22 protein-coding genes are annotated in these 20,961 nt (G+C 60.6%); 4 read left to right on the forward strand and 18 right to left on the reverse strand.

Annotated elements, in window-relative coordinates:
* Positions 1 to 44 precede the first annotated feature (44 nt).
* Positions 45 to 758 carry a hypothetical protein gene (locus M0H32_RS04925; protein WP_248151451.1) on the reverse strand — a complete coding sequence of 238 codons (714 nt, stop codon included), beginning with the start codon at positions 756 to 758 and terminating at the stop codon, positions 45 to 47.
* 244 nt (positions 759 to 1,002) lie between these two features.
* Here M0H32_RS04925 and trmFO point away from each other — a divergent pair, with 244 nt between their 5' ends.
* Positions 1,003 to 2,418, forward strand: coding sequence for a methylenetetrahydrofolate--tRNA-(uracil(54)-C(5))-methyltransferase (FADH(2)-oxidizing) TrmFO (trmFO, locus tag M0H32_RS04930; RefSeq protein WP_248151456.1), 1,416 nt, complete (start codon positions 1,003 to 1,005; stop codon positions 2,416 to 2,418).
* A gap of 33 nt (positions 2,419 to 2,451) precedes the next feature.
* Here trmFO and M0H32_RS04935 read toward each other — a convergent pair whose 3' ends face one another.
* The 5 genes from M0H32_RS04935 to yajC form a co-directional block, all read right to left on the reverse strand.
* Positions 2,452 to 3,303 carry a phytoene/squalene synthase family protein gene (locus tag M0H32_RS04935; protein WP_248151459.1) on the reverse strand — a complete coding sequence of 284 codons (852 nt, stop codon included), beginning with the start codon at positions 3,301 to 3,303 and terminating at the stop codon, positions 2,452 to 2,454.
* A 27-nt stretch (positions 3,304 to 3,330) separates the two neighbouring features.
* Positions 3,331 to 3,708: an Mth938-like domain-containing protein gene (locus M0H32_RS04940; RefSeq protein ID WP_248151461.1), complete on the reverse strand. Its 378-nt coding sequence runs from the start codon at positions 3,706 to 3,708 to the stop codon at positions 3,331 to 3,333.
* Between the two features lie 11 nt (positions 3,709 to 3,719).
* Complete coding sequence (gene secF / locus M0H32_RS04945) at positions 3,720 to 4,670, reverse strand: protein translocase subunit SecF (protein WP_248151465.1); 951 nt, start codon at positions 4,668 to 4,670, stop codon at positions 3,720 to 3,722.
* Positions 4,671 to 4,686: 16 nt separating this feature from the next.
* Positions 4,687 to 6,297 carry a protein translocase subunit SecD gene (gene secD / locus M0H32_RS04950; protein ID WP_248151468.1) on the reverse strand — a complete coding sequence of 537 codons (1,611 nt, stop codon included), beginning with the start codon at positions 6,295 to 6,297 and terminating at the stop codon, positions 4,687 to 4,689.
* A 70-nt stretch (positions 6,298 to 6,367) separates the two neighbouring features.
* On the reverse strand, positions 6,368 to 6,703 hold the full coding sequence (yajC, locus tag M0H32_RS04955) for a preprotein translocase subunit YajC (protein ID WP_248151475.1): 336 nt from the start codon (positions 6,701 to 6,703) through the stop codon (positions 6,368 to 6,370).
* 243 nt (positions 6,704 to 6,946) lie between these two features.
* On the opposite strand from yajC, the gene M0H32_RS04960 reads away from it, so the two are divergent.
* A complete protein-coding gene (locus M0H32_RS04960) occupies positions 6,947 to 7,819 on the forward strand; it encodes an ATP-binding protein (RefSeq protein WP_248151478.1) in 873 nt (290 codons plus the stop codon).
* Between the two features lie 52 nt (positions 7,820 to 7,871).
* On the opposite strand, the gene M0H32_RS04965 is transcribed toward M0H32_RS04960, so the two are convergent.
* From M0H32_RS04965 to nagZ, 11 genes are all read right to left on the reverse strand, one after another.
* Positions 7,872 to 9,284, reverse strand: coding sequence for a peptidoglycan DD-metalloendopeptidase family protein (locus tag M0H32_RS04965; RefSeq protein ID WP_248151481.1), 1,413 nt, complete (start codon positions 9,282 to 9,284; stop codon positions 7,872 to 7,874).
* Between the two features lie 239 nt (positions 9,285 to 9,523).
* A complete protein-coding gene (locus M0H32_RS04970; protein WP_248151484.1) occupies positions 9,524 to 10,216 on the reverse strand; it encodes a protein-L-isoaspartate(D-aspartate) O-methyltransferase in 693 nt (230 codons plus the stop codon).
* Positions 10,217 to 10,236: 20 nt separating this feature from the next.
* A complete protein-coding gene (surE, locus tag M0H32_RS04975) occupies positions 10,237 to 10,995 on the reverse strand; it encodes a 5'/3'-nucleotidase SurE (protein WP_248151487.1) in 759 nt (252 codons plus the stop codon).
* Positions 10,996 to 11,150: 155 nt separating this feature from the next.
* Positions 11,151 to 12,431, reverse strand: coding sequence for a serine--tRNA ligase (gene serS, locus M0H32_RS04980; protein ID WP_248151489.1), 1,281 nt, complete (start codon positions 12,429 to 12,431; stop codon positions 11,151 to 11,153).
* A gap of 70 nt (positions 12,432 to 12,501) precedes the next feature.
* Positions 12,502 to 13,302, reverse strand: a complete 801-nt coding sequence (gene tatC, locus M0H32_RS04985) for a twin-arginine translocase subunit TatC (RefSeq protein ID WP_248151494.1) — start codon at positions 13,300 to 13,302, stop codon at positions 12,502 to 12,504.
* Positions 13,299 to 13,745 carry a Sec-independent protein translocase protein TatB gene (gene tatB / locus M0H32_RS04990; protein ID WP_248151506.1) on the reverse strand — a complete coding sequence of 149 codons (447 nt, stop codon included), beginning with the start codon at positions 13,743 to 13,745 and terminating at the stop codon, positions 13,299 to 13,301. Before tatB ends, tatC begins: the two co-directional genes overlap by 4 nt.
* A gap of 41 nt (positions 13,746 to 13,786) precedes the next feature.
* Positions 13,787 to 14,011 (reverse strand): twin-arginine translocase TatA/TatE family subunit, encoded by a 225-nt coding sequence (locus M0H32_RS04995; RefSeq protein ID WP_248151508.1) that lies wholly within the window; start codon positions 14,009 to 14,011, stop codon positions 13,787 to 13,789.
* A gap of 128 nt (positions 14,012 to 14,139) precedes the next feature.
* Entirely contained in the window at positions 14,140 to 15,279 is a 1,140-nt protein-coding gene (locus M0H32_RS05000) for an ABC transporter ATP-binding protein (RefSeq protein WP_248151510.1), read from the reverse strand.
* Complete coding sequence (gene scpB, locus M0H32_RS05005; RefSeq protein ID WP_248151792.1) at positions 15,279 to 15,959, reverse strand: SMC-Scp complex subunit ScpB; 681 nt, start codon at positions 15,957 to 15,959, stop codon at positions 15,279 to 15,281. Before scpB ends, M0H32_RS05000 begins: the two co-directional genes overlap by 1 nt.
* Before the next feature lies 1 nt (position 15,960).
* Complete coding sequence (locus M0H32_RS05010) at positions 15,961 to 16,800, reverse strand: segregation and condensation protein A (protein ID WP_248151513.1); 840 nt, start codon at positions 16,798 to 16,800, stop codon at positions 15,961 to 15,963.
* A gap of 11 nt (positions 16,801 to 16,811) precedes the next feature.
* On the reverse strand, positions 16,812 to 17,831 hold the full coding sequence (gene nagZ, locus M0H32_RS05015) for a beta-N-acetylhexosaminidase (RefSeq protein ID WP_248151515.1): 1,020 nt from the start codon (positions 17,829 to 17,831) through the stop codon (positions 16,812 to 16,814).
* Positions 17,832 to 17,949: 118 nt separating this feature from the next.
* Between nagZ and M0H32_RS05020 the strand changes: the two genes are divergently transcribed.
* The gene (locus M0H32_RS05020) at positions 17,950 to 18,969 is read left to right on the forward strand and encodes an alpha/beta hydrolase (protein WP_248151517.1); all 1,020 of its coding nucleotides are present in this window, start codon (positions 17,950 to 17,952) and stop codon (positions 18,967 to 18,969) included.
* A 6-nt stretch (positions 18,970 to 18,975) separates the two neighbouring features.
* Here M0H32_RS05020 and M0H32_RS05025 read toward each other — a convergent pair whose 3' ends face one another.
* Complete coding sequence (locus M0H32_RS05025; RefSeq protein ID WP_248151519.1) at positions 18,976 to 19,899, reverse strand: DMT family transporter; 924 nt, start codon at positions 19,897 to 19,899, stop codon at positions 18,976 to 18,978.
* Between the two features lie 128 nt (positions 19,900 to 20,027).
* Between M0H32_RS05025 and M0H32_RS05030 the strand changes: the two genes are divergently transcribed.
* Positions 20,028 to 20,945, forward strand: coding sequence for a LysR family transcriptional regulator (locus M0H32_RS05030; protein WP_248151521.1), 918 nt, complete (start codon positions 20,028 to 20,030; stop codon positions 20,943 to 20,945).
* Positions 20,946 to 20,961 lie beyond the last annotated feature (16 nt).

Raw genomic sequence — 20,961 nt, forward strand, 5'->3', positions numbered from 1 at the left:
AAAAGCGCTTGCCGGAACCTCCTCCCACCGGCAGGCGCTTTTTTTTATTCGTATGAGATGGCTGCCCCCAACGCCGAAGCGTTTTCGCAGGCCTCCCTTAGGACAAGCGCTGCATGGGCGGCGATGGGTTGGCTTTCCCAGAGAGCACCGTCCCTCGGTGCAGTGTCGGACTCCAGAAGCTCTTCCAGCGCGTCCGATTGCCAATCCATAGATTCGGGTATTTCAAGGCATTCAATCAGCTGATCGATTTCACATCTTAGACGACGAACCGACCCGAGAGGCCAAATACTGGCAGTTTCCTCATCAATTTCGGCCGGTACAATAGGAAACGAAAAATCCACTGGCACATAGAAGCCCTCGGAATCTGAGTGCATCATGAGGTGCAAAAAAGGGATCGCCCTCAATTTTTCAGCGCTCTCCGGATCGACCGCCTGCCCATTCGTTCCCAGAAGAACGCTTGCGGCATCAAATAATGCGTCGGCTGCGGGTGTTTCCTCATAACCTGTGATGAGCTTGTCTCTTGGAATGGCAACGCCCTTCCAAACCAGACCGGCAACTTCCCTCAGGGCTTGCAATTCGTTGTAACCAAAAGCGTCCGCATACCAGACATCGCATTTTTCAGGCTCCCGGTGAGCCTGGTTTCCCGACATTTTCAACGCCATATTGACGGCTTCGAAATCTCGTCTGACCCAATCAGCCCCTTCCTCGTCATTTTCCAAAAGGTCGGCCAGAACACCGACAACTACTCCCATCCCCATCTAGTCCCTCCCAATTGTCTCAATGAGCGAGAATTCCCAGTTAGCACATCAACCCATGATTGAGCTATCGATTACCACATATCTAAGAACCATCGGGAAATATCCGCATTTTGTCTGAAATGGATTGGATGGCGTTTGTTGCGAAACCGATCGTTAGACGGTATCAGGTCAACAATCAGTGGACTGGCCTTTCCCGGGGAAACTTTCTCCAACCGGACACGCCGACTTGCCCCAGGATCTAAAAATGACCTCCATTCATATCATCGGCGGCGGCCTGGCCGGTTCCGAAGCCGCATGGCAAATCGCTCAATCCGGTCTGGACGTTGTCCTGCATGAAATGCGGCCTCTCCGGAAGACCGACGCCCACCAGACAGACGGATTGGCGGAGCTTGTCTGTTCGAACTCCTTCCGGTCCGACGATTCGGAGCAGAACGCCGTCGGTCTGATCCACCACGAACTGCGTCAGCTTGGTTCGTTGATCATGGCCGCGGCCGACGCCAATCAGGTGCCAGCCGGCAGCGCCCTGGCCGTGGACCGCGAGGGGTTTTCCGCCGCCGTCACCAAGGCACTGGAAGACCATCCCCGCATTTCCATTGACCGGCAGGAAATCGCCGGTCTGCCGCCGGAGGACTGGGACAAGGTCATCATCGCCACCGGTCCGCTGACCTCGCCGGCGCTGTCCGCGGCCGTTCTGGAAAAGAGCGGTGAAGATGCCCTTGCCTTCTTTGATGCCATCGCGCCGATCGTGCATTTCGACAGCGTCGATCTCAGCAAAGCCTGGTTTCAGTCGCGCTACGACAAGGTCGGTCCCGGCGGCACCGGGAAGGACTATCTCAACTGCCCGATGGACCGGGACCAGTATGAGGCTTTCATCGATGCGCTGCTGGCTGGCGACACCGCGGACTTCAAGGAATGGGAAGGCACGCCCTATTTCGACGGTTGCCTGCCCATCGAGGTGATGGCGGCGCGCGGCCGGGAAACACTGCGTCACGGCCCGATGAAGCCGATGGGCCTGACCAACGCGCACAATCCGGACGTCAAGGCCTATGCCGTCGTGCAACTTCGCCAGGACAACGCGCTTGGCACGCTCTACAACATGGTCGGTTTCCAGACGAAACTGAAATACGGCGCCCAGGCGGACATCTTCCGCATGATCCCGGGCCTGGAAGACGCTCAGTTCGCCCGTCTCGGCGGCTTGCATCGCAACACCTTCCTGAATTCGCCGAAGGTTCTGGACGGCAGCCTGCGCCTGAAAGCCGATCCGCGGCTCAGATTTGCCGGCCAGATCACCGGCTGCGAAGGCTATGTGGAATCGGCCAGCGTCGGCTGTCTCGCGGGCCTGTTCCAGGTACTGGAATCCCGCAGACAGGAGATCGTACCGCCGCCGGAAACCACCGCCATGGGCGCCCTACTCGGCCACATCACCGGCGGGCATATCTCGCGCGACGACGGTGCCGGCAAGCCAAGTTCGTTCCAGCCGATGAATGTCAATTTCGGATTGTTCCCGCCGGTCGAGGCCCCCAACAAGGACGAAGACGGCAAGCGCCTGAAAGGCAAGGACAAGGCACGCGCCAAGAAACTTGCCATGACCCGGCGGGCCAAGGACGATTTCGCCATCTGGCAGGCTTCGCTCGGATTCAAGAAACAGGCCGCGGAATAACGCGGCCTTCCCCTCGCAGACCGATCAAGCCGATCAGAGCTTCCGGAAAACCTTGCCGGAAGCCCGCCACAACAGCCATTGCCGGCGCAGCTGAGAAATCTCGGCCGTCTGTTTCAGCGGATCGAAACCCGGTGCTTCCAGTTTCTTCAGGAACGGCTCAACCAGGATGAGCGGCAGAAAAGCCGCGTCGCAAGCGGCCGGCACATCAGCTGCAACTTGGCGCACCCGGCCGAGATGATGGCGCACATGCCCCCGCATTTCGGCCAGTACGGCCTTCAGCTCTGGTGTGGTGTCGCCCTTGAAAAGACTTTCCGGATCGAGATTGTGCCGGACGCAGACATCTTTCGGCAGATAGATCTGCCGCCGGGAGGCGTGCCAGGGCAAGGCGCGCATCAGACCGGTCAGAGCGTAGGCGACACCGGCGTGACCGGCCGCCGTCGCCGTGCCCGGATCCTCGCCGCCGTTCAGAATGAGGCTGGCAAGCTGGATTACGCCGGAAACGGTTTCCCCCGCATAACCTTCCAGGTCGTTCAGTCTGGGCATTTGATCGTTGTAGAGATCGAAGACCCGCGCTTCGGTCATCGCAACAAGGCTTTGCCTTGGGAGCCGATACCTGTCGATGGTCTGGAGCAGAGCGTTGGCAACCGGATTGGAGGCGACCGCGCCGTGTTCGGTTCCCTCCAGCAGATCCCGCCACCATTGCAGACGCACCTCCCCTGGCAGCGGTTCGGACACCAGTTCCCGGATCCGGGCAATCTCCGCGCTGAACGCATAAAGCGTCATCAGCGCGGGCCGGTGTTCCTCCGGCGCCAGCAATGCGCTGAGGTAACGGTCCTTGTCGTACTGGCGCGCGACATCGGCCGCATGGTCGAAATCAGTGGTCATAGCCGCTCATATGGCCCATTGGGGGGCTCAGTCCACCGCCAGGAGTGCTGTAGCGACGGCCCGGTCCTCGGAAAGAAGCACGTTATAGGTGCGCACCGCAGCCCCGGTCGACATCGGATCGGCGATTATGCCGGCTTCGCGGAACTTTTCCTTCAGCGATGCGGGCAACGGCACCAGATCCTTGCCGGTGCCGATCAGAAGCACCTCAATATCCGCCCGTTCCTCGAACACCTTCTGAAAGGCCTCTTCGGAAAACTCAGCAGCCACGTTCAAGTCCCAACCGTAAATGCCGCTCGGCACACAGAGGAGCGAGCCGCGGTGGGACATGTTCGCGAACCGGAAACCGCCATTGCCGTAGGCATCCAGCGGTGCCCGGCCCGGAAAATGCGCGTCACGGATTTCCATCACCGCCGGTCTTATGCCGATGCCTTGGCTTCGGGATCCTTCTTGCCGTCGCCGTCCTTCTTGGTCAGCGCATCAGGCCGCAAGTTGAACAGGATCAGGAACGGCGCGGCCAGAAAGATCGACGAATAGGTGCCGATGACAATGCCGAAGATCATGGCCAGCGTGAACGACTGGATCACCTCACCGCCGAAAGCATAAAGCGCGAACAGCGCCAGCAGCGTGGTGACAGACGTCATGGTCGTGCGCGACAAGGTCTCGTTGATTGACAGATCAAGAATGTCCTGAAGCGGCTTCTTCTTGTATTTGCGCAAATTCTCACGGATCCGGTCATAGACCACCACGGTATCGTTGAGCGAATAACCGATGATCGTCAGGACGGCCGCGATGCTCGACAGCGAGAAGTCGAGCTGCAGCAACACGAACAGACCGATGGTGATGACAACGTCATTGGCCGTGGTCAGGATCGCGCCGAGCGCAAACTGCCATTCGAAGCGGAACCAGATATAGAACAGGATCGCCAGCAACGATGCCACGACGGCAATCGCGCCGGCCTGAGCCAGCTCGCCGGAGACGCGCGGGCCGACCACTTCCACCCGGCGGAAGTCGACATTCTGGCCTTCGAAGATGGTGCGCACGCGGCTGACAACCGATTGCTGCGCCAGTTCGCCGCCCGGCTGTTCCTCGATACGGATCAGGATGTCATCCGAGGCGCCGAATTCCTGAACCTGAATGTCACCCAGATTGAGCTCGGACAGATCGGAACGGATCGCGGCAACATCCGCCGGTCCATCGGTCTTGATCTCGATGATGGTGCCGCCCTTGAAGTCGATGCCATAGTTCATTCCGACAAGGAAGAAACCGGCCAGGGAGGCGATCACCAGCAGGATGGACAGCGGAAAACTGACTGTCCGCAGCCACATGAATTTGATTTTGGTGTTGTCCGGAACGAGTCTCAGCAACATGTCATTGTCTCCCGGATCAGATCGGCAATTGGGACGGACGGCGGCGGCGGATCCAAAGAGCCACCAGCAACCGGCTGAAGGTGAATGCCGAGAACACGGTCGTGAAAATCCCGATTGCAAGCGTAACAGCGAAACCGCGCACCGGGCCGGAGCCAAGCTGGAACAGGATCACGGCGGCGATCAGTGTGGTGATGTTGGCGTCCAGGATGGTGCCAAGCGCGCGGCTGTAACCCGCATCGACCGCCGAAATCGCCGATCTCCCGGCCCTGGCCTCTTCGCGTATGCGCTCGAAGATCAGCACGTTGGCATCCACCGCCATACCGATGGTGAGCACGATGCCGGCAATGCCTGGCAGTGTCAGCGTTGCCTGCAGGAAGGTCAGCGCGCCAAAGATCAGGAAAATGTTCGCCAGCAGCGCCAGATCCGCAATCACGCCGAAACGGCCATAGGCCAGGATCATGAACACGATCACGGCGACGCCGCCGATGATCGACGCCAGTTTACCGGATTCGATGGAATCGGCACCAAGGCCCGGACCGATAGAGCGTTCCTCGATTACGGTCAGCTTCGCGGGAAGAGCACCGGCACGCAGCAGAACCGCCAGATCGTTGGCGCTGTCGACGGTGAAGTTACCGGAAATCTGGCCGGAGCCACCGGTGATCGGCTCGCGGATCACGGGCGCTGAAATCACTTCGTCGTCGAGCACGATGGCAAAGGGCCGGTTGACGTTCTGCTGGGTGATCAGCGCGAACTTGCGCGCACCCGACTGGTTGAAGCGGAAGTTCACGACCGGCTCGTTGGAGCGTTGGTCGAAGGAGACCTGTGCGTCAACCAGATCGTCACCGCCAAGCAACGGCGCTTCTTCCAGCAGATAGGGAAAGGGCGGGTCGTCGACTGACATCAGAACAACGGTTCCCGGAGGCGGACGGTTCTGCATTGCCTGTTCGCCGGACATGGACGTATCGACCATGTGGAAGGTCAGTTGCGCGGTCGTTCCGATAACGTCCTTCAGACGCTCCGGATCGTCCTCGCCCGGTGCTTCCACCAGGATCCGGTCGGAACCCTGGCGCTGAATGCTCGGTTCGGTCGTTCCGAGTTCGTCAACGCGGCGGCGGATGACCTCGATGGACTGCTGCACGATGTTCGTCATGCGGTCCTGAAGACCCTGCTCGGTATAGCTGAACCGGAACAGGCCGTCGTCGGTCGAGGTGATCTCGAATTCGTTGACCGGCTGTCCGCCGAACAGGTTGGTCACCAACGGATTGACCAGCGGCTGCAGTCTTTCCCTGGCTTCGTCCAGACGGGTCAGATCGCGGATACGCACCTGGGCGCTTTCGCCCTGAACGCCGAGGCCGGTGTAGCCAATCCGCGGATCTTCCCTGAGGGCCGTCCGGATTTCGCCTTCCAGCTGCTTCATGCGCTTCTGGACATAGTCTTTCTTGTCGATCTCATAGAGCAGGTAGGCCCCGCCCCTCAGATCGAGCCCCAGCACCATCTGGCTTTTGGGCAGAAAGTCCGGCCAGCTTTGAAGCTGTTTGGCGGTAAAGAAGTTCGGCAGGGTCGTCACGATGCCTGCGACAACCACAATCAGGATCAGCGCGATCTTCCAGCGGGCGAAATAGAGCATGGTCAAGCCTTAAAAGCGGCCAGGCCGATAGGATACCGGCCCGGTAAAATCATCTGAACGGCGCGATGTATCAGCCGTTGTCCTTGGCCGGTTCGGTCTTGGAGCGCACTTCCGACACCATGGAGCGGACAACACGCACTTTCACGCCTTCGCCCAGTTCCACCTGGATCTCGCCATCGTCGACGACCTTGGAGACCTTGCCGATCAGGCCGCCGGTGGTCACGATGGTGTCGCCGCGGCGCAAGTTGGAAATCAGTTCCTGATGGGCCTTCATCCGCTGGCGCTGCGGCCGGATGATCAGGAAATACATGATCGCAAAGATGGCCACGAACGGCAGGATCTGAATCAGGAAACCGGAGGTCCCGGCCGGACCGGCTGCCTGCGCATAGGCTGGGGTGATGAACATTTACTACTCCTAAGGGGGCGTTTTCGTCCTCCGGCTCACCACAATTCGGTCACCGGGAAAAACGCTCTCGTTCTGGTCGCGCGGACTATAACGGCGGCGCGCCTCATTTCAAGCTTTGCAAGCAGTTTCCGGCGTACCGGTATGGGAATAACTGGCGTTTTCGCCGTTCATCCCCCGTGTTACTCCTGCCTCCAACAATCTCAGGGCCTGACATGGGCCTTTTTGACAGGGCTTGCAAGAAGAATGAGTGCTGAAAACGATATCTCCATCCTGGCCGCAAAACTCGATTCCCTGATCGAACTGATCGGCAGAGCGGTGCCCGCGGCGCCGAAGCCGGCCGATTGGCAGGCAGCCGACGCTTTTGTCTGGGTGCCCGAACCCGGCGAACTCCACCCGGTCGCCAAGGTGAACCGCGTCGATATCACGCTGCTTTGCGCGGTTGCCCATGTGCGCGATCTGCTGCTCGACAACACCAGGCGCTTCGCCGGGGGCCTGCCGGCCAACAATGCTCTTTTGTGGGGCGCGCGTGGCATGGGCAAATCGTCGCTGGTCAAGGCCGCGCACGCGGCCGTCAATCAGGAATCCGGTTCTTCCGACGTCAAGCTGATCGAGATCCACCGGGAAGACATTGAATCCCTGCCGAAACTGATGGCAGCCATCCGCCCTGCCCCTTACCGCTTCATCGTTTTCTGCGACGATCTGAGCTTCGACAATGACGACACGTCCTACAAATCCCTGAAGGCCGTGCTGGAAGGCGGTATCGAAGGCCGGCCGGAGAACGTCATCTTCTACGCGACCTCCAACCGGCGCCACCTGCTTCCCCGCGACATGATCGAGAACGAACGCTCGACGGCGATCAATCCGGCCGAGGCGGTGGAAGAGAAGGTTTCACTGTCCGACCGGTTCGGTCTCTGGCTCGGCTTTCACAAATGCAGCCAGGACGACTATCTGGACATGGTGCGCGGTTATGCGGCCCATTTCAGCCTGGACCTTGCCGAGGAAGAGCTGCGCTCGCAGGCACTGGAATGGGCGACAACCCGCGGCAGCCGTTCCGGCCGCGTGGCGTATCAGTTCATTCAGGATCTCGCGGGCCGCCTCGGCAAGGTACTGGACTAACGAAAAACCCGGCACTTGGCCGGGTTTCTTTCATTTTTCGTTGCCGAACGTTTCAGCGCTGCGGCAGATGCTTCAGCGGATCGACCGGCTTGTTGCCCTGGCGCAGTTCGAAATGCACCTGGGGCTGGCTGACCGAGCCGGTGGCGCCTGCAAGCGCAACCACATCGCCCCTGCGGATCGTGTCACCGCGCTTCACCTTCAGCTCGCTGTTGTGGGCATAGGCGGACACCCAGCCATCGCTGTGCCGGACCAGGATGAGATTGCCATAGCCCTTCAGCTCGTTGCCGGAATAGATAACCGTGCCGTCATCGGCGGCATGAACCGCGGTGCCTTCCGGAACCGCAAGATTGACACCTTCATTGCGTCCGCCGCCCGGTTTGGCGCCGAAATCGGAAATGATGCGGCCACGCACCGGCCAACGGAACTTGGCCGAGGTGTCGACGTCTTCACGCACGCTGGCAACTGTCGCCGGGGTTTTGATCGGCGCCGTCGGCTTGGCTTCCTTTGTCAGGGCGGGCTGCGGCAATTGCTCTGTTCCCACCGACCCGGACGGTGCTGCAGCAACAGAAGTGGCATGAGCAGGTTGCCGGCGCGGCGTTGGAACTCCGGCCGACGTCGCCGGGGCCGAGATAGAAGCTGTCGTCAACGGCCGGGCGGATGAGCCGGGCTTGCGTTTCGGAAGCGTGTTGACCTGAACAATCCTGACAGGTTCCACCGCCACTTCGCCGCGACTGATGTCGGCAAAGCTCGGTTGCGCACCAGGCTTTTGCTCGGGACGCGGCAGGGTGCGCGTTGACGACGGAATCGAGCCCGTGACGACGGTGTCGTTGCCTGACACCTTGGGCAGCTTGACCCTGCCGCTTTCGCCTTCCGTCGTGCTCACATGACCATTCCGGTCGGAATAGACATAGGTCGGAATGATGACACTTTGGCCCGGGCCCACCTTGGCCGGATCTTCGATGCCATTCACCGCCACCAGCGCCTGGATCGGCACACCATAGCGGCGTGCCATGGAATTGAGGCTGTCACCCTGGCGCATCTGAACCCGCGTACCGCCGGCGGAGGTCCATCCTTTCCAGGTCCGGGCGCCATGCGCGGCCTCAGGGGCCGGGAGTGTCGCGACCGGCGCGGATCTCACGGGCGCCGCAGCAGCCGGCGCGGAGACCGCCGGCAGCGGCGCGCTCTGGACCCTGGGCGTTGTCTTGGGAATGGATGCGGTTGTTACTACCGGCTCGGAAGAGGCCGGCGGCAGGCCGGCGGCCGTTCCGCCGGGCCCGTTGGCAATATCCTGATAGCTCGGCTGCCGTGCCGGCCCATTCAGGATGTCGCGCTGATTCTGGGTACCGCCGGTGTAATAGGGCGATGCTCCGAAGCGCTCAGTCGCACTGGAACATCCTGCAAGCGCCACAGCCACCAGTGCTGCCGTTGCCACCTTGCCCATCAGATCCCCGCGGAGGGTACGCATCCGCATTTTCATCGCCTTAACTCAAACCGCTAACAATGGCTGTTATGGTTAAGAGTAGACGGCAGTAAGGTTTATAAAGGCTAAAGGCCGGTGCACTAAATCCCGAAAAGCGCGGTTTCTTCAGTAATGAACGGCACAATCAGCCACCGCCCGCAGACTCTTATAGTAAATTTGCGCAGGAGAATCGGTCCCGGCGCGGGAAGCTGCCCCGGACAACAGAATCGGTCTAGCTCTGCCGTTCAGAGCTTCTTTGCCAATCCTGGCTGCAACATCACGGTACGGATCGGCATCAGCGTTTCCGCCGTCATGATACCGTCGGTTTTCTGAAACCTGATCAGGGACTGAACCTGGTTTGCCTGTCCGATGGGCGCGATAAGAAAACCGCCAGGTTTCAATTGCTGGACCCAGCAGTCGGGAACCGTCTCCACTGCCGCCGTCACGATGATCCGGTCGAACGGTCCCTTTTGTTTCAACCCGTCAAAACCATCCGCCTGACGTGCTGCCACGTTGCCCAGTTTCAGGGCTGCAAACCGGCGCTCGGCCAGGTCCTTGAGCGTGGCATATTTGTCCAGCGTCTCAACCCGCTCCGCCAAATGCGCCATAACCGCCGCCTGATATCCGGAGCCCGTTCCAATTTCCAGAACGGCGTGGGATTTGGCGATACCGAGCGCCTGGACCGCAAACGCTACCAGCGAAGGCGCTGAAATCGTTTGGCCGCATTCAATCGGCAGGGCCGTATCGTCATAGGCAAGACCGTGGTGGCGGGCCGGCAGAAACAAACGTCTCGGAACGTGTTCAATGGCTGCTAGTACGTCGCGCGCACCAACGCCTCGCCGCCTGAGCGCCAGAACCAGCGCCGCACGGGCCTCGGCTTCGTCGGGCAGCGCGGTCGCCCCTGCCCTGTCTTCCCCGCCGGGCAATTGGCCGGCCATCAAACGCTCCCCATTCGGGATTACTGAAGCGCCCCCGCCAGCTGAGTCACCAGATCGTGGGCTGTCAAATCTATGCGTAGCGGCGAAACGGAGACATATCCATCGGCAATTGCCTGGAGATCGGAATTATCAAGAACCGACTTGCCGCGATCCTGGAAACGCAGCCAGTAATAGGGATAGCCACGCCCGTCGTTGCGTTCATCGATCGAGAGGCCGCTCTGTTCGTGGTGTCCCTGGACGGTTACCTTCACACCCTTGACCTCTGACGGCGCACAGGCCGGGAAGTTGACATTCATCAGCGTGTAGGGCGGTAGATCGAAACTGATCAGTTTCCGGAACAGCTCCGGAGCATGGACTTCCGCCGTCGAGAAATCCGGCTCGACGCGCGTGTCCCAATTATAGGCCTGGGACACAGCGATCGAGCGGATGCCCAGAATGGCCCCTTCCATCGCGCCGGCGACAGTGCCGGAATAAGTCACGTCTTCGGCCAGGTTCTGCCCCCTGTTGATCCCTGACAAGACCAGGTCCGGCAACCCCGGCAGCACTTTGCGCACTCCCATGATGACACAGTCTGTTGGCGTGCCCTTGAGCGCGAAATGCCGCTCGTCGATGCGCCGTAGCCGCAAGGGATCGCTCAAGGTCAGCGAATGGGCAACCCCGCTTTGATCTGTTTCCGGTGCGATGACCCAGATATCGTCGGACAAGGTCCTCGCGATCCCCTCAAGCACTTCGAGGCCCGGCGACTGAATGCCGTCATCATTGGTGATCAAAATGCGCATAGGCTTGCTCCAAAAGCGGGTTTCGGCACAGCGGCCAAGGCAACGCCAGACTGTGCAAACAATGAATAAATGGCAGCAATTTCCGCAATCGCCGCCCTTTAAAAAGATTTGCCTTTCCCTTAAGGACCTCCCGGGTCAGGAGCTCCCTGCCAAAATCAGCCGATTTTTTCCAGACCGCCCATATAGGGACGCAGGACGTCCGGAACCGTGATCGTGCCGTCGCCGTTCTGGTAATTTTCCAGGACCGCGATCAGGGCACGTCCGACGGCAATGCCCGAGCCATTGAGCGTATGGACATGAACCGGATGTTTGGCATCGGCGGGCCGGTAGCGGGCATTCATGCGCCGCGCCTGGAAATCGCCGCAGACCGAACAGGACGAGATTTCCCGATAGGTATCCTGCCCCGGAAGCCAGACCTCGATGTCATAGGTCTTGCGCGCGCCGAAGCCCATATCGCCGGAACACAGCGTCATGACGCGGTAATGCAGGCCGAGTTTCTGCAGGACCTTTTCCGCACAGCCAAGCATGCGCTCCAGTTCAGAGAGCGAGTCTTCCGGCTTGGTAACCGACACGAGTTCGCATTTCAGGAACTGGTGCTGGCGCAGCATGCCGCGGGTGTCGCGGCCGGCGGAACCTGCTTCGGAACGGAAGCAATAGGTCAACGCGGTAACGCGCAGCGGCAGCTGATCCTCGGTCAGGATTTCGCCTGCGACAAGGTTGGTCAGCGGAACTTCCGCCGTCGGGATCAGATAGTGATCCGTCGTGGTCTTGAAAAGATCTTCGCCGAATTTCGGCAGCTGGCCGGTGCCGTAGAGCGGATCGCCATGCACAAGCAGCGGCGGCGACACTTCCGTGTAGCCGTTTTCTTGCGTATGCAGGTCGATCATGAACTGGCCGAGAGCCCGTTCCAGCCGGGCAATCTGGCCTTTCAGCACGACGAAACGCGACCCGGACAGCTTGGCTGCCGCGGCAAAATCCATGTCGCCGAGCGCTTCGCCAAGCTCGTAATGCTCCTTCGGCGCTTCGTTGAAGCTGAAGGTGGGCCTGTCGCCATGGGTCTTCAGAAGCACGTTGTCGGCTTCATCCGCCCCCTGCGGCACGTCGTCATGCGGCAGGTTCGGAATGACGGCCATGGCCGATTCCAGATTGGCAATCAGCTTGCGCTCTTCTTCTTCGCCCGACTGGATAAAGGCCTTGATCTGAGCGACCTCGTCGATCAACTCCTGGGCGCGGGCATCGTCGCCCGATCCCTTGGCCTTGCCGATTTCCTTGGAGGCGGCGTTGCGCCGTTCCTGGGCATCCTGAAGCTTGGTGATATGGGAACGGCGGGAATCGTCGAGTGCAATCAGTTTGGCCGCGGAGGCTTCATAGCCCCGCTTAGCCAGAGCCTGGTCAAAAGCCTCGGGGTTTTCCCGGATCCATCTAATATCAAACATCTTCGCTTCCCGAACGACGGTCGTTGCTGTTCACTTCCGTCTGTCGCCCGGGGAGCGTCGAATGCCCGGATCAGGCCGCCGCGTCTTCCGCTTCGCGCGCGGCTTCCCGCTCGGCGCGCTGGCGCTCCACCAGTCTGACAGACAGAATGGAGACTTCGTAGAGAAGCAGCGTGGGCAGCGCAAGACCGATCTGCGAGATCGGGTCAGGGGGTGTCAAAATTGCAGCAGCGGCGAAGGCGCCGACAATGGCGTATTTGCGTTTCTGCTTGAGCCCTTCCGACGACACCAGACCGGCACGGCCCAGAAGCGTCAGTACCACCGGAAGCTGGAACACCAGACCAAAGGCAAAGATCAAGATCATGATCAGGCCGAGATATTCACTGACCTTGGCAAGATGCTGAATGGCAACCTTGCCGGCGCCGGCGACCTGCTCCTGGGACAGGAAGAACCCCATCGCCATCGGCATCACCAGGAAATAGACCAGGCAGGCGCCGATCAGGAACAGGATCGGCGTTGCCACCAGAAACGGCAGGAACGCGCCCCGTTCGTTCTTGTATAGGCCTGGCGCCACGAACATGTAGATCTGGCTTGCGATGACCGGAAAGGCCAGGAACAACGCCCCGAACAGGGCAAGTTTCAGCTGGGTGAAGAACCATTCCTGCGGCGCCGTGAAGATCATCTGCACGGTGTCGGGATTCGGAGCGGCCCTGAGATAGGGCACGGTCAGAATGTTGTAGATGTCGGTGGCGAAATAGAAGCAGATGACGAACATCACCAGGATAGCGGCTATCGACCACATCAGCCGCTGGCGCAATTCGATCAGGTGTTCGATCAGGGGCGCCTTGGAGGCGTCGATATCTTCCTGACTCATGCTTTCACTTCTTCCGTCACAGGCCGGTCTGCCGGTTTGGTTTCGGGATCTGCCGGCGCTTTCGCGGTTTCTTCCGGCTTTTCCGCCGTGACCGGTGTCGCAGCTGATTCAGCGGCAGGCGCGGCGGTCTCGGCCGTCTTGTCTTTTTCCGGAGTGGCCGAGGCCTTCTTGGCGCCGTCCTCCTCGATCGATTTCTTCAAATCGCCAAGGGGGTTGAAGTTCGCGGCGCTTTCGACCTGCTTCTTCATGTCGGCAATGTCGGCCTGCTGCTCGGCCTCCCGCAGGGCGTCATTGAAGGTCGATTGGAACTCCCGCGACATGCGCCGCATCTTTCCCATCGTCTGCCCAAGCGTGCGCAGCATGCGCGGCAGGTCTTTTGGCCCCACAACGATGATCGCCACGCAGGCGATCACCAAGAGTTCGGTCCAGCCGATATCGAACATGAGATGTATCGTCCCTTAAGGAGACGCGATGCAGATTGAGATCAGCTCGCTTTGGTCTGATCTTCAGCTTTTGCGGACGGTGCCGATTCGCTGGCCTGATGATCGATGGTCTTCGCGGTATCCGCTGTGTCGTCTTCGGCCATGCCCTTCTTGAAGCTCTTGATTCCCTTGGCGACGTCGCCCATGAGGTCGGAAATCTTTCCGCGACCGAAAAGCAGAACCACCACCACGGCGATGATCAAGATCTGCCAAATACTAATTCCCATACGCCAAACTCCTGATACCCGGCATTAATGCCCTTAGGCCCTTCTTACAAAAAGGGCCTCCTCCCTGCAACATGCCTGACAAGATCATTTCCTGCACTTAGACAGAATGATGATGCACGCAATCTTGGTTAAAACTGGGTCTCGTGCCTGGGAAATACAAGCACGTCTTTCGGATCCGTCGTGATCGCGACATCCATTCCCTGCTCCCAGGGGCTGCCGGCGCGCACCCGGGCCTGCAACGGATGGTTCAATCCGTCGATCGCAATCGACAGAAGATCGACCTCTCCAACAAACCTCTTCGACCGGATTCGGCCCGGAACGCCGCAAAGACCGGCGGTGTTCAGAATGATCCCCTGCGGCCGGACGCAGACATCGACCGTCTGGCCTTCCTGCAAGTCAGTTGCCGCCAGAAGGCCCACCGGCGTTTCGACACCCGTCGAGGTTACCTTGCCTTCCAGCTGGTTCAGCTCGGAGAAGAAGCGGGCAGCAAACAGATCCACGGGGTCCTTGTAAAGATCAGCGGCGGTGCCGTGCTGGACCAGCCGTCCGCGGCGCATCAGCGCGATCCGGTCGCCCATGCGCATCGCCTCTTCCGGGTCGTGCGTAACGATGATGCAGGTCGCCCGCGTTTCCCGGATGACCGCAAGCGTCTCATCGCGCACGGTGTCGCGCAGACGCTTGTCGAGACCGGAAAACGGCTCGTCCATCAAGAGGATCCCCGGCCGGGGTACAAGCGCCCGCGCCAGCGCCACGCGTTGCTGCTCGCCGCCGGACAGAGCGTGCGGATAGTCGGCGGCATAGTCGGCAAGGCCCACGCGGCCAAGCGCGCTCAAGGCCGCCGCCTTGGCTTCCTTCTTCGACATGGCGGTCAGACCGAACATGACATTGGCCAGGATGCTCATATGCGGAAACAGCGCATAGTCCTGGAACATCAGACCGATGCCGCGTTTCTCCGGTGGTACGAACAGCGTGTCGCCGGCAATTTCTCTGCCATTGATCAGGACCTTGCCGCGGCTCTGGCGTTCCACGCCGGCGGCAATGCGCATCAGGGTCGTCTTGCCGCAGCCCGAATGTCCAAGCAGGCACAGGATCTCGCCGGGCGCGATCGACAGGCTGAGGTCCCGAACGGACTCGACCCCGTCATAATCGTGCGAGACATTCTCAAAAACGAGACCGGCGGCAAAGGTCGCACCGGCGGTCCCGGGCGCTCCCCAGCTCAGCGGATGGCTGTTGCCATCGGAGAGGCTCGTCATCTTGCGGTTTGGCATCAGGCTCCGGCGGGGTCTTCCGCATCATCGTCATCAAACAGAGACCCGTCTTCTAGTGGATCCTCGTCTTCCGTCAATGCGGCATCGTCGTTCGGAGCCGGAACCATGAAGGAGGCCGGAATAGCACTGTCGAGCAAACCGGCTCCCTTGAGTTCCTCAAGACCCGGCAGATCCTTGACGGTTTCCAGGCCGAAATGGATCAGGAACTGGTCCGTGGTGCCATAAGTGACCGGTCGGCCCGGCGTGCGTCGGCGGCCGCGCATGCGGATCCAGGTGGTCTCCAGCAGCACGTCCAGGGTTCCCTTGGAGGTCGACACCCCCCGGATTTCTTCGATCTCCGCGCGGGTCACCGGCTGGTGATAGGCGATGATCGCAAGCGTCTCCAGGGCCGCGCGGGAGAGTTTGCGCTGCTCCTCGACGTTGCGATGCATTAGAAAAGCGAGATCCTCGGCGGTCCGGAAACACCATTTGCCGGCGACCTTCACCAGATTGACCCCACGCGGCGCATAGAGCTTCTCGAGGTCCTCCACGAGAGCGAGAACGTCCGTGCCATCCGGCAGCCTTAGGGTCAGTTCCTCAAGCGACAGAGGTTCTGCGGAGGCAAACAACAGGGCCTCGACCATGCGCAGTCCCGCCAGATCCGTCGGCGCGGGCCGTCTCTCCGCTTCATACAGATCCATCTCAGACATCTTGTTCTTCTTCCCTGGCGATCGAGCGGATATAGACCGGCGAGAAGGGTTCGCCCTGCCGGATTTCCACCTGGCCTTCGCGGACCATTTCCAGGCTGGCGGAGAAGGTGCTGGCAACAATCGTCGCCCAGTCCTTGTTGTCGTAAAGATAGTCACGCAGATAGGCGTTGAGCGGCGCCCATTCGCTGACCCTGCCAACCAGCTTCGTCAAGAGCTCGCGCGCCTCTTGCAGCGACCAGACGGTGCGCCGGAGAACGCGTACCGAGGTTACAGACTGGCGCTGCCTCTGGGTCGCATAAGCCGACAGGAGATCGTAGATCGATGCATCCCAGATGCTCTTGTGATCCACCGACATGGTTTCGGGCGCGCCCCGGTGAAACACGTCCCTGCCCTGGCGGTTGCGCACCATCAGCTTTTCCGACACCTCGCGCATGGCTTCCAGGCGGCGCAGGCGAAAGGCGAGCGCTGCCGCCAGTTCTTCCCCGGTCGGTTCGTCTTCATCGCGCTGTTCGGGCAGAAGAAGTTTCGATTTCAGGAACGCCAGCCAGGCAGCCATGACCAGATAGTCGGCCGCCAGCTCCAGGCGCATGCGACGGGCCTCCGCGACAAATTCGAGATATTGTTCGACCAGCTCGAGAATGGAAATCCGCGCCAGATCGACCTTCTGCGTGCGCGCCAGACCCAGCAGCAGATCAAGCGGTCCTTCGAACCCTTCGACATCGACAACGAGCTGGGGGTCGGACAGGGTCCGGTCCTCGCCTGAACTAACCGTGCTCAGGAGATCAAAGGAACCGTCATCGGCAATCTGCTTGTTGCTTTCGAGCTCCGTCATGAACGCCCCGGTTACACCCCTTGCCAGCCTGTCAAACCCCGGAACTCCTCCCAGGCAGCCTGTTCGTCAAATCCCGCGTCCGGATGCCGCCGTCCGCTCAATGCCTTGTCACAGCGATCTTTGGCCTTTCCTGTGAGCTCCGGCACCACATTGGCCACGGCCCGCATCTCGTCCATATCACCGTTGCAGTGCAGAACGATGTCGCAACCGGCGGAAATGATCTTGCGAGACCGGTCCCCGAAATCGCCGCCAAGCGCCTTCATCGAAATGTCGTCGCTCATCAGGCAGCCGTCGAAGCCTATGTCGCCCCTGATGACCTCACCGACCACCCTTGCGCTCTGTGTGCCGGCCGTTTCCGCGTCGATCCCTGCGTATACAATATGGGCTGTCATGCCCAATGACACGTCCGAAAGTGCCTTGAAGGGCCGGAAATCCACGCTTTCCAAAGAAGATCGTTCCGCGGCGACCCGGGGAAGCTCCAGATGGCTGTCGACGACAGCCCTGCCGTGACCCGGAATATGCTTGATCACCGGCAGGACCCCACCTGCAAGGGCGCCATTCACCATGGCACGTCCCAGGACGGCGACAATCTCCGGATCGGAAGACAGTGCCCGGTCGCCGATCGCATCGACCGTGTCAGGGAACCGGACATCGAGGCACGGAAAGCAATCGATGGTGATACCGACCTTGCGCAAGTCCTCCGCGATCAGCCGTGCGCCAAGAAATGCCGCCCGGAGGCCAGCGTCGCGATCCCTGTCATAAAGATCGCCAAAGAGTTTCGGCGCCGGATATCTGCGCCAGTGCGGCGGCTTGAGCCTTTGCACCCGCCCGCCTTCCTGATCGATTAGAACCGGCGCATCATCGCGGCCGACGGCCTGGCGAAATGCTGCCGTCAAACTGGCGACCTGATCGGGGGTCTCGATATTGCGACCGAACAGGATCAGCCCCCAGGGCTGTTCGTCCCGGAAGAACATGATTTCGTCATTGGTGAGGTTCGGGCCGGCGCACCCGCTTACAAAGGCTTTGCTCATGGGACCGGCTTAGCCGCCGCGCCCCAACCCGTCAAGAAATGCAAAGCCCGGCTCTTGCGCCTCCGCCGTGAACTTGCTTTCTAGAGGCCACGTGTCCTTCAGCAGATCGGAGCCATCCATGCGCGCACGCCTCGACATCCCTGCCGGAAACCTGCACCGGTTTTCCCACAGATCGGAAATACTCGGGCACAACCGGCTGGGCGACACGGCGACGCGCGAGATCATTGTCTATACGCCACATGGCCATGACGGCGACGGCTTGCCGCTTCTGGTGGATATCGTCGGGTTCACGGCCGGTGGCCCGGCGCATGTCAACTGGAAGAATTTCGGCGAAAACGTTCCCGAACGTCTCGACCGCCTGATCCATGACGGCGACCTGCCGCCGGTGGCGGTCGCCTTTCCGGACTGTTTCACCCGTCTCGGGGGCAATCAGTATATCGACAGCGACGCCATGGGCCCCTGGGGCACCTGGCTGACCACAGAAATGCTGGAAGACGTGGAAAACCGGTTCAAATGCGGCGGCGCGGGCAAACGCGGCATTTTCGGTAAGTCCTCCGGCGGCTACGGCGCTATCGTACATGCCATGAAATATCCGGACATCTGGTCGGCAGCGGCTTGCCATTCGGGCGACATGGCCTTCGAACTCTGTTACCTGCCGGAAATGCCGAGCGCACTGCGGGCCATCCAGAAAGCCGGCTCGATCGAGGCCTTCGTCCGGGATTTCGAGAAGGGCCCGAAATATCCGGGCAATTCGCTGCATGACCTGATGACCTTCGCCATGGCGGCGACCTATGACCCTGATCCGGATCCGGATGTCTTTTGCGGCATTCGCCTGCCGGTCGACCCGGAGACCTGTGAGGTGATCGAAGAGCGCTGGAATGCCTGGCTCGCCTGGGATCCGGTCCACATGGTCGATGATCATCACCAGGCGCTCAAATCGCTCAAGGGGCTCTGGCTCGAATGCGGCGACGTCGATCAATACAATCTGGTCTATGGCGCCCGCCGGATGCACCGGAAACTTGAAGCGGCCAGCATCGAGCATGTCTACCAGGAATTCGGCGACAATCACTCCTCGATCGATTACCGCCTGGATGAAAGCCTGCCGTTCCTGGTCAACCGCTTGCTCACCGTTGATTGACCGCAATCAGGGGACTTGCCGTGCCTTCCGGAAAGGATTTGGCAGGGTCAGAACCGCGCCGCCGGCGATGATCATCATGGCGCCGAAAATTGCAATCGGCGCGGGCACTTCTCCCCAGACGGCAAAGCCGAAGATGGCCGATAGGACAACCGTGCCGTAATAGACCGGTGCAAGGGTGGCGGCGCCCGCGCGCCGATAGGCGGCAATGTTCATGGACTGGCCGACAATCGCGAGCGGCCCCATCCATGCAAAGGCCACCAAGGCCTGCATTTTGATCTCCTCTGAAACGACCAGCCAGAACACAGGACCGGTCAGCAGCAGCGCGGCGAAGACATTCACATAGGCAAGGATCGTGACGGTGTCTTCGCGCTGGGCGATATAGCGCATGATCAGGGCCTCACAGGCCATGAACAGCGCCGCCGCAAGCGCCGAAGCAATACCGGCAAAGGCCAGGTCGCCGTAATCGCCGCCGCCATCGGCGGCCCGCACGACCAGATAGGCACCACCTGCGCACAGGACAGCCGCAATCCAGTGCCGGCCGGTGATCACCTCCTTCAGGATGATACCAGCGAGCACGATTGCTATGATCCCCTTGGTCAGGCCGATTGCGGTCGCATCGGCCAGCGGCAGAACGGTGGCGGCATAAATCGAACAGGCCAGACCGCCGACACCGAAAAACGCCCGTAAAAGATGCAGTTTCCAGAGCCCGCTCACGCGGGAGAACACCGGAACGCGGCGGACCGCGGCGACCGACAGGATCGTCGCCGCTCCGCCCAGGAAGCGCAGCCAGACCAGAACTGCGACCGGCAACAAGCCATCGGCGATCTTGCCCGCGGCAAAGATCGGCGTGAACGCCGACATTCCCGCAAGAGCCAGGCCGAAGGCGAATGCGGTGTTTTCAGGTCTGTGAAAGCGGGAGTGAACGGACATTGGCAGGTTCCTTTCTCTGCCCTCTCCTAACAGCTGGCGCGTTGTTCCAGCAGTCCGGAAATATCGATGTATGGTATGCGCAATTGCATACCATTGCCGCCCATGCTGCGTTTTGGTATATCCAGATCATGAATTGGGATGACCTGAAACTCGTCGATGCCGCCGCCCGTATGCGCTCGCTGTCGGGAGCCGCCAAGTCGCTCGACATAAGCCAGCCGCAGCTCAGCCGCAGGCTCAAGATGTTCGAGGACAAGATCGGCGCCCGCCTGTTTGACCGCACGCCGACAGGGCTAAAGCCGACCGAAGCCGGATTGCGGCTGATCCCGCTCGCCGACGACATGCGCAAACGCGCGGAGGCGGCCGCGCGGATTCTGCCGGACCTGTCAGGCTCTGCCTTGAAAGTCGTTCGCGTGGCGGTGGACGAGGTGCGTGCCCGGGTCCTAACCGATCGGTTTGCCGAGCTGACCGCCCTTCTGGACGGCATCGAACTGGAACTGATTTCCAGTCATCAGTCCGTCAATCACCAATCCCGCAGCATCGAATTGCAGATCCGCAATTGCCTGCCCGAAACCGACACGCTGATAGCCCGTAAGATCGGCGATCTGGCTTATGCTGTGTTCGGTTCGGCAGGTTATATCGCCAACAATCCGTCGGCACGGACTGAGGATCGCTACAAGACCTGCAACTGGCTGGGCTTCGCGCCGGACGATCTCTGGTATCCCTCCCACATGCAGTGGCTGGACTGCCGCCTATCCAAACGGCCGCTTCTTCGCTCCAACACGATGACCACCTTGATGAACATGACGTCTTCGGGTGCCGGCCTGGCCTTGCTGCCGGTCTTCATGGGGGCCCAGAACCCGGATCTTGTGCAGCTGACCCCGCCTCTGGCGGAGCTGACCAATGCCGAGCACATCATTGTGCACCGGGACTTGCGCCGAGAGCCGGCGGTCCGCCAGGCCATGGACGCAATCGCTCAGGTCTATCGGAATATGGCCCCGCTTTTGACGGGTGCCCCTGCCCTCAAGCCAATCGAAGCCGCCGAATAATAGGGCCGCCGTTCGG

The sequence above is a fragment of the Roseibium sediminicola genome (assembly GCF_023156505.1).
Classification (GTDB): domain Bacteria; phylum Pseudomonadota; class Alphaproteobacteria; order Rhizobiales; family Stappiaceae; genus Roseibium; species Roseibium sediminicola.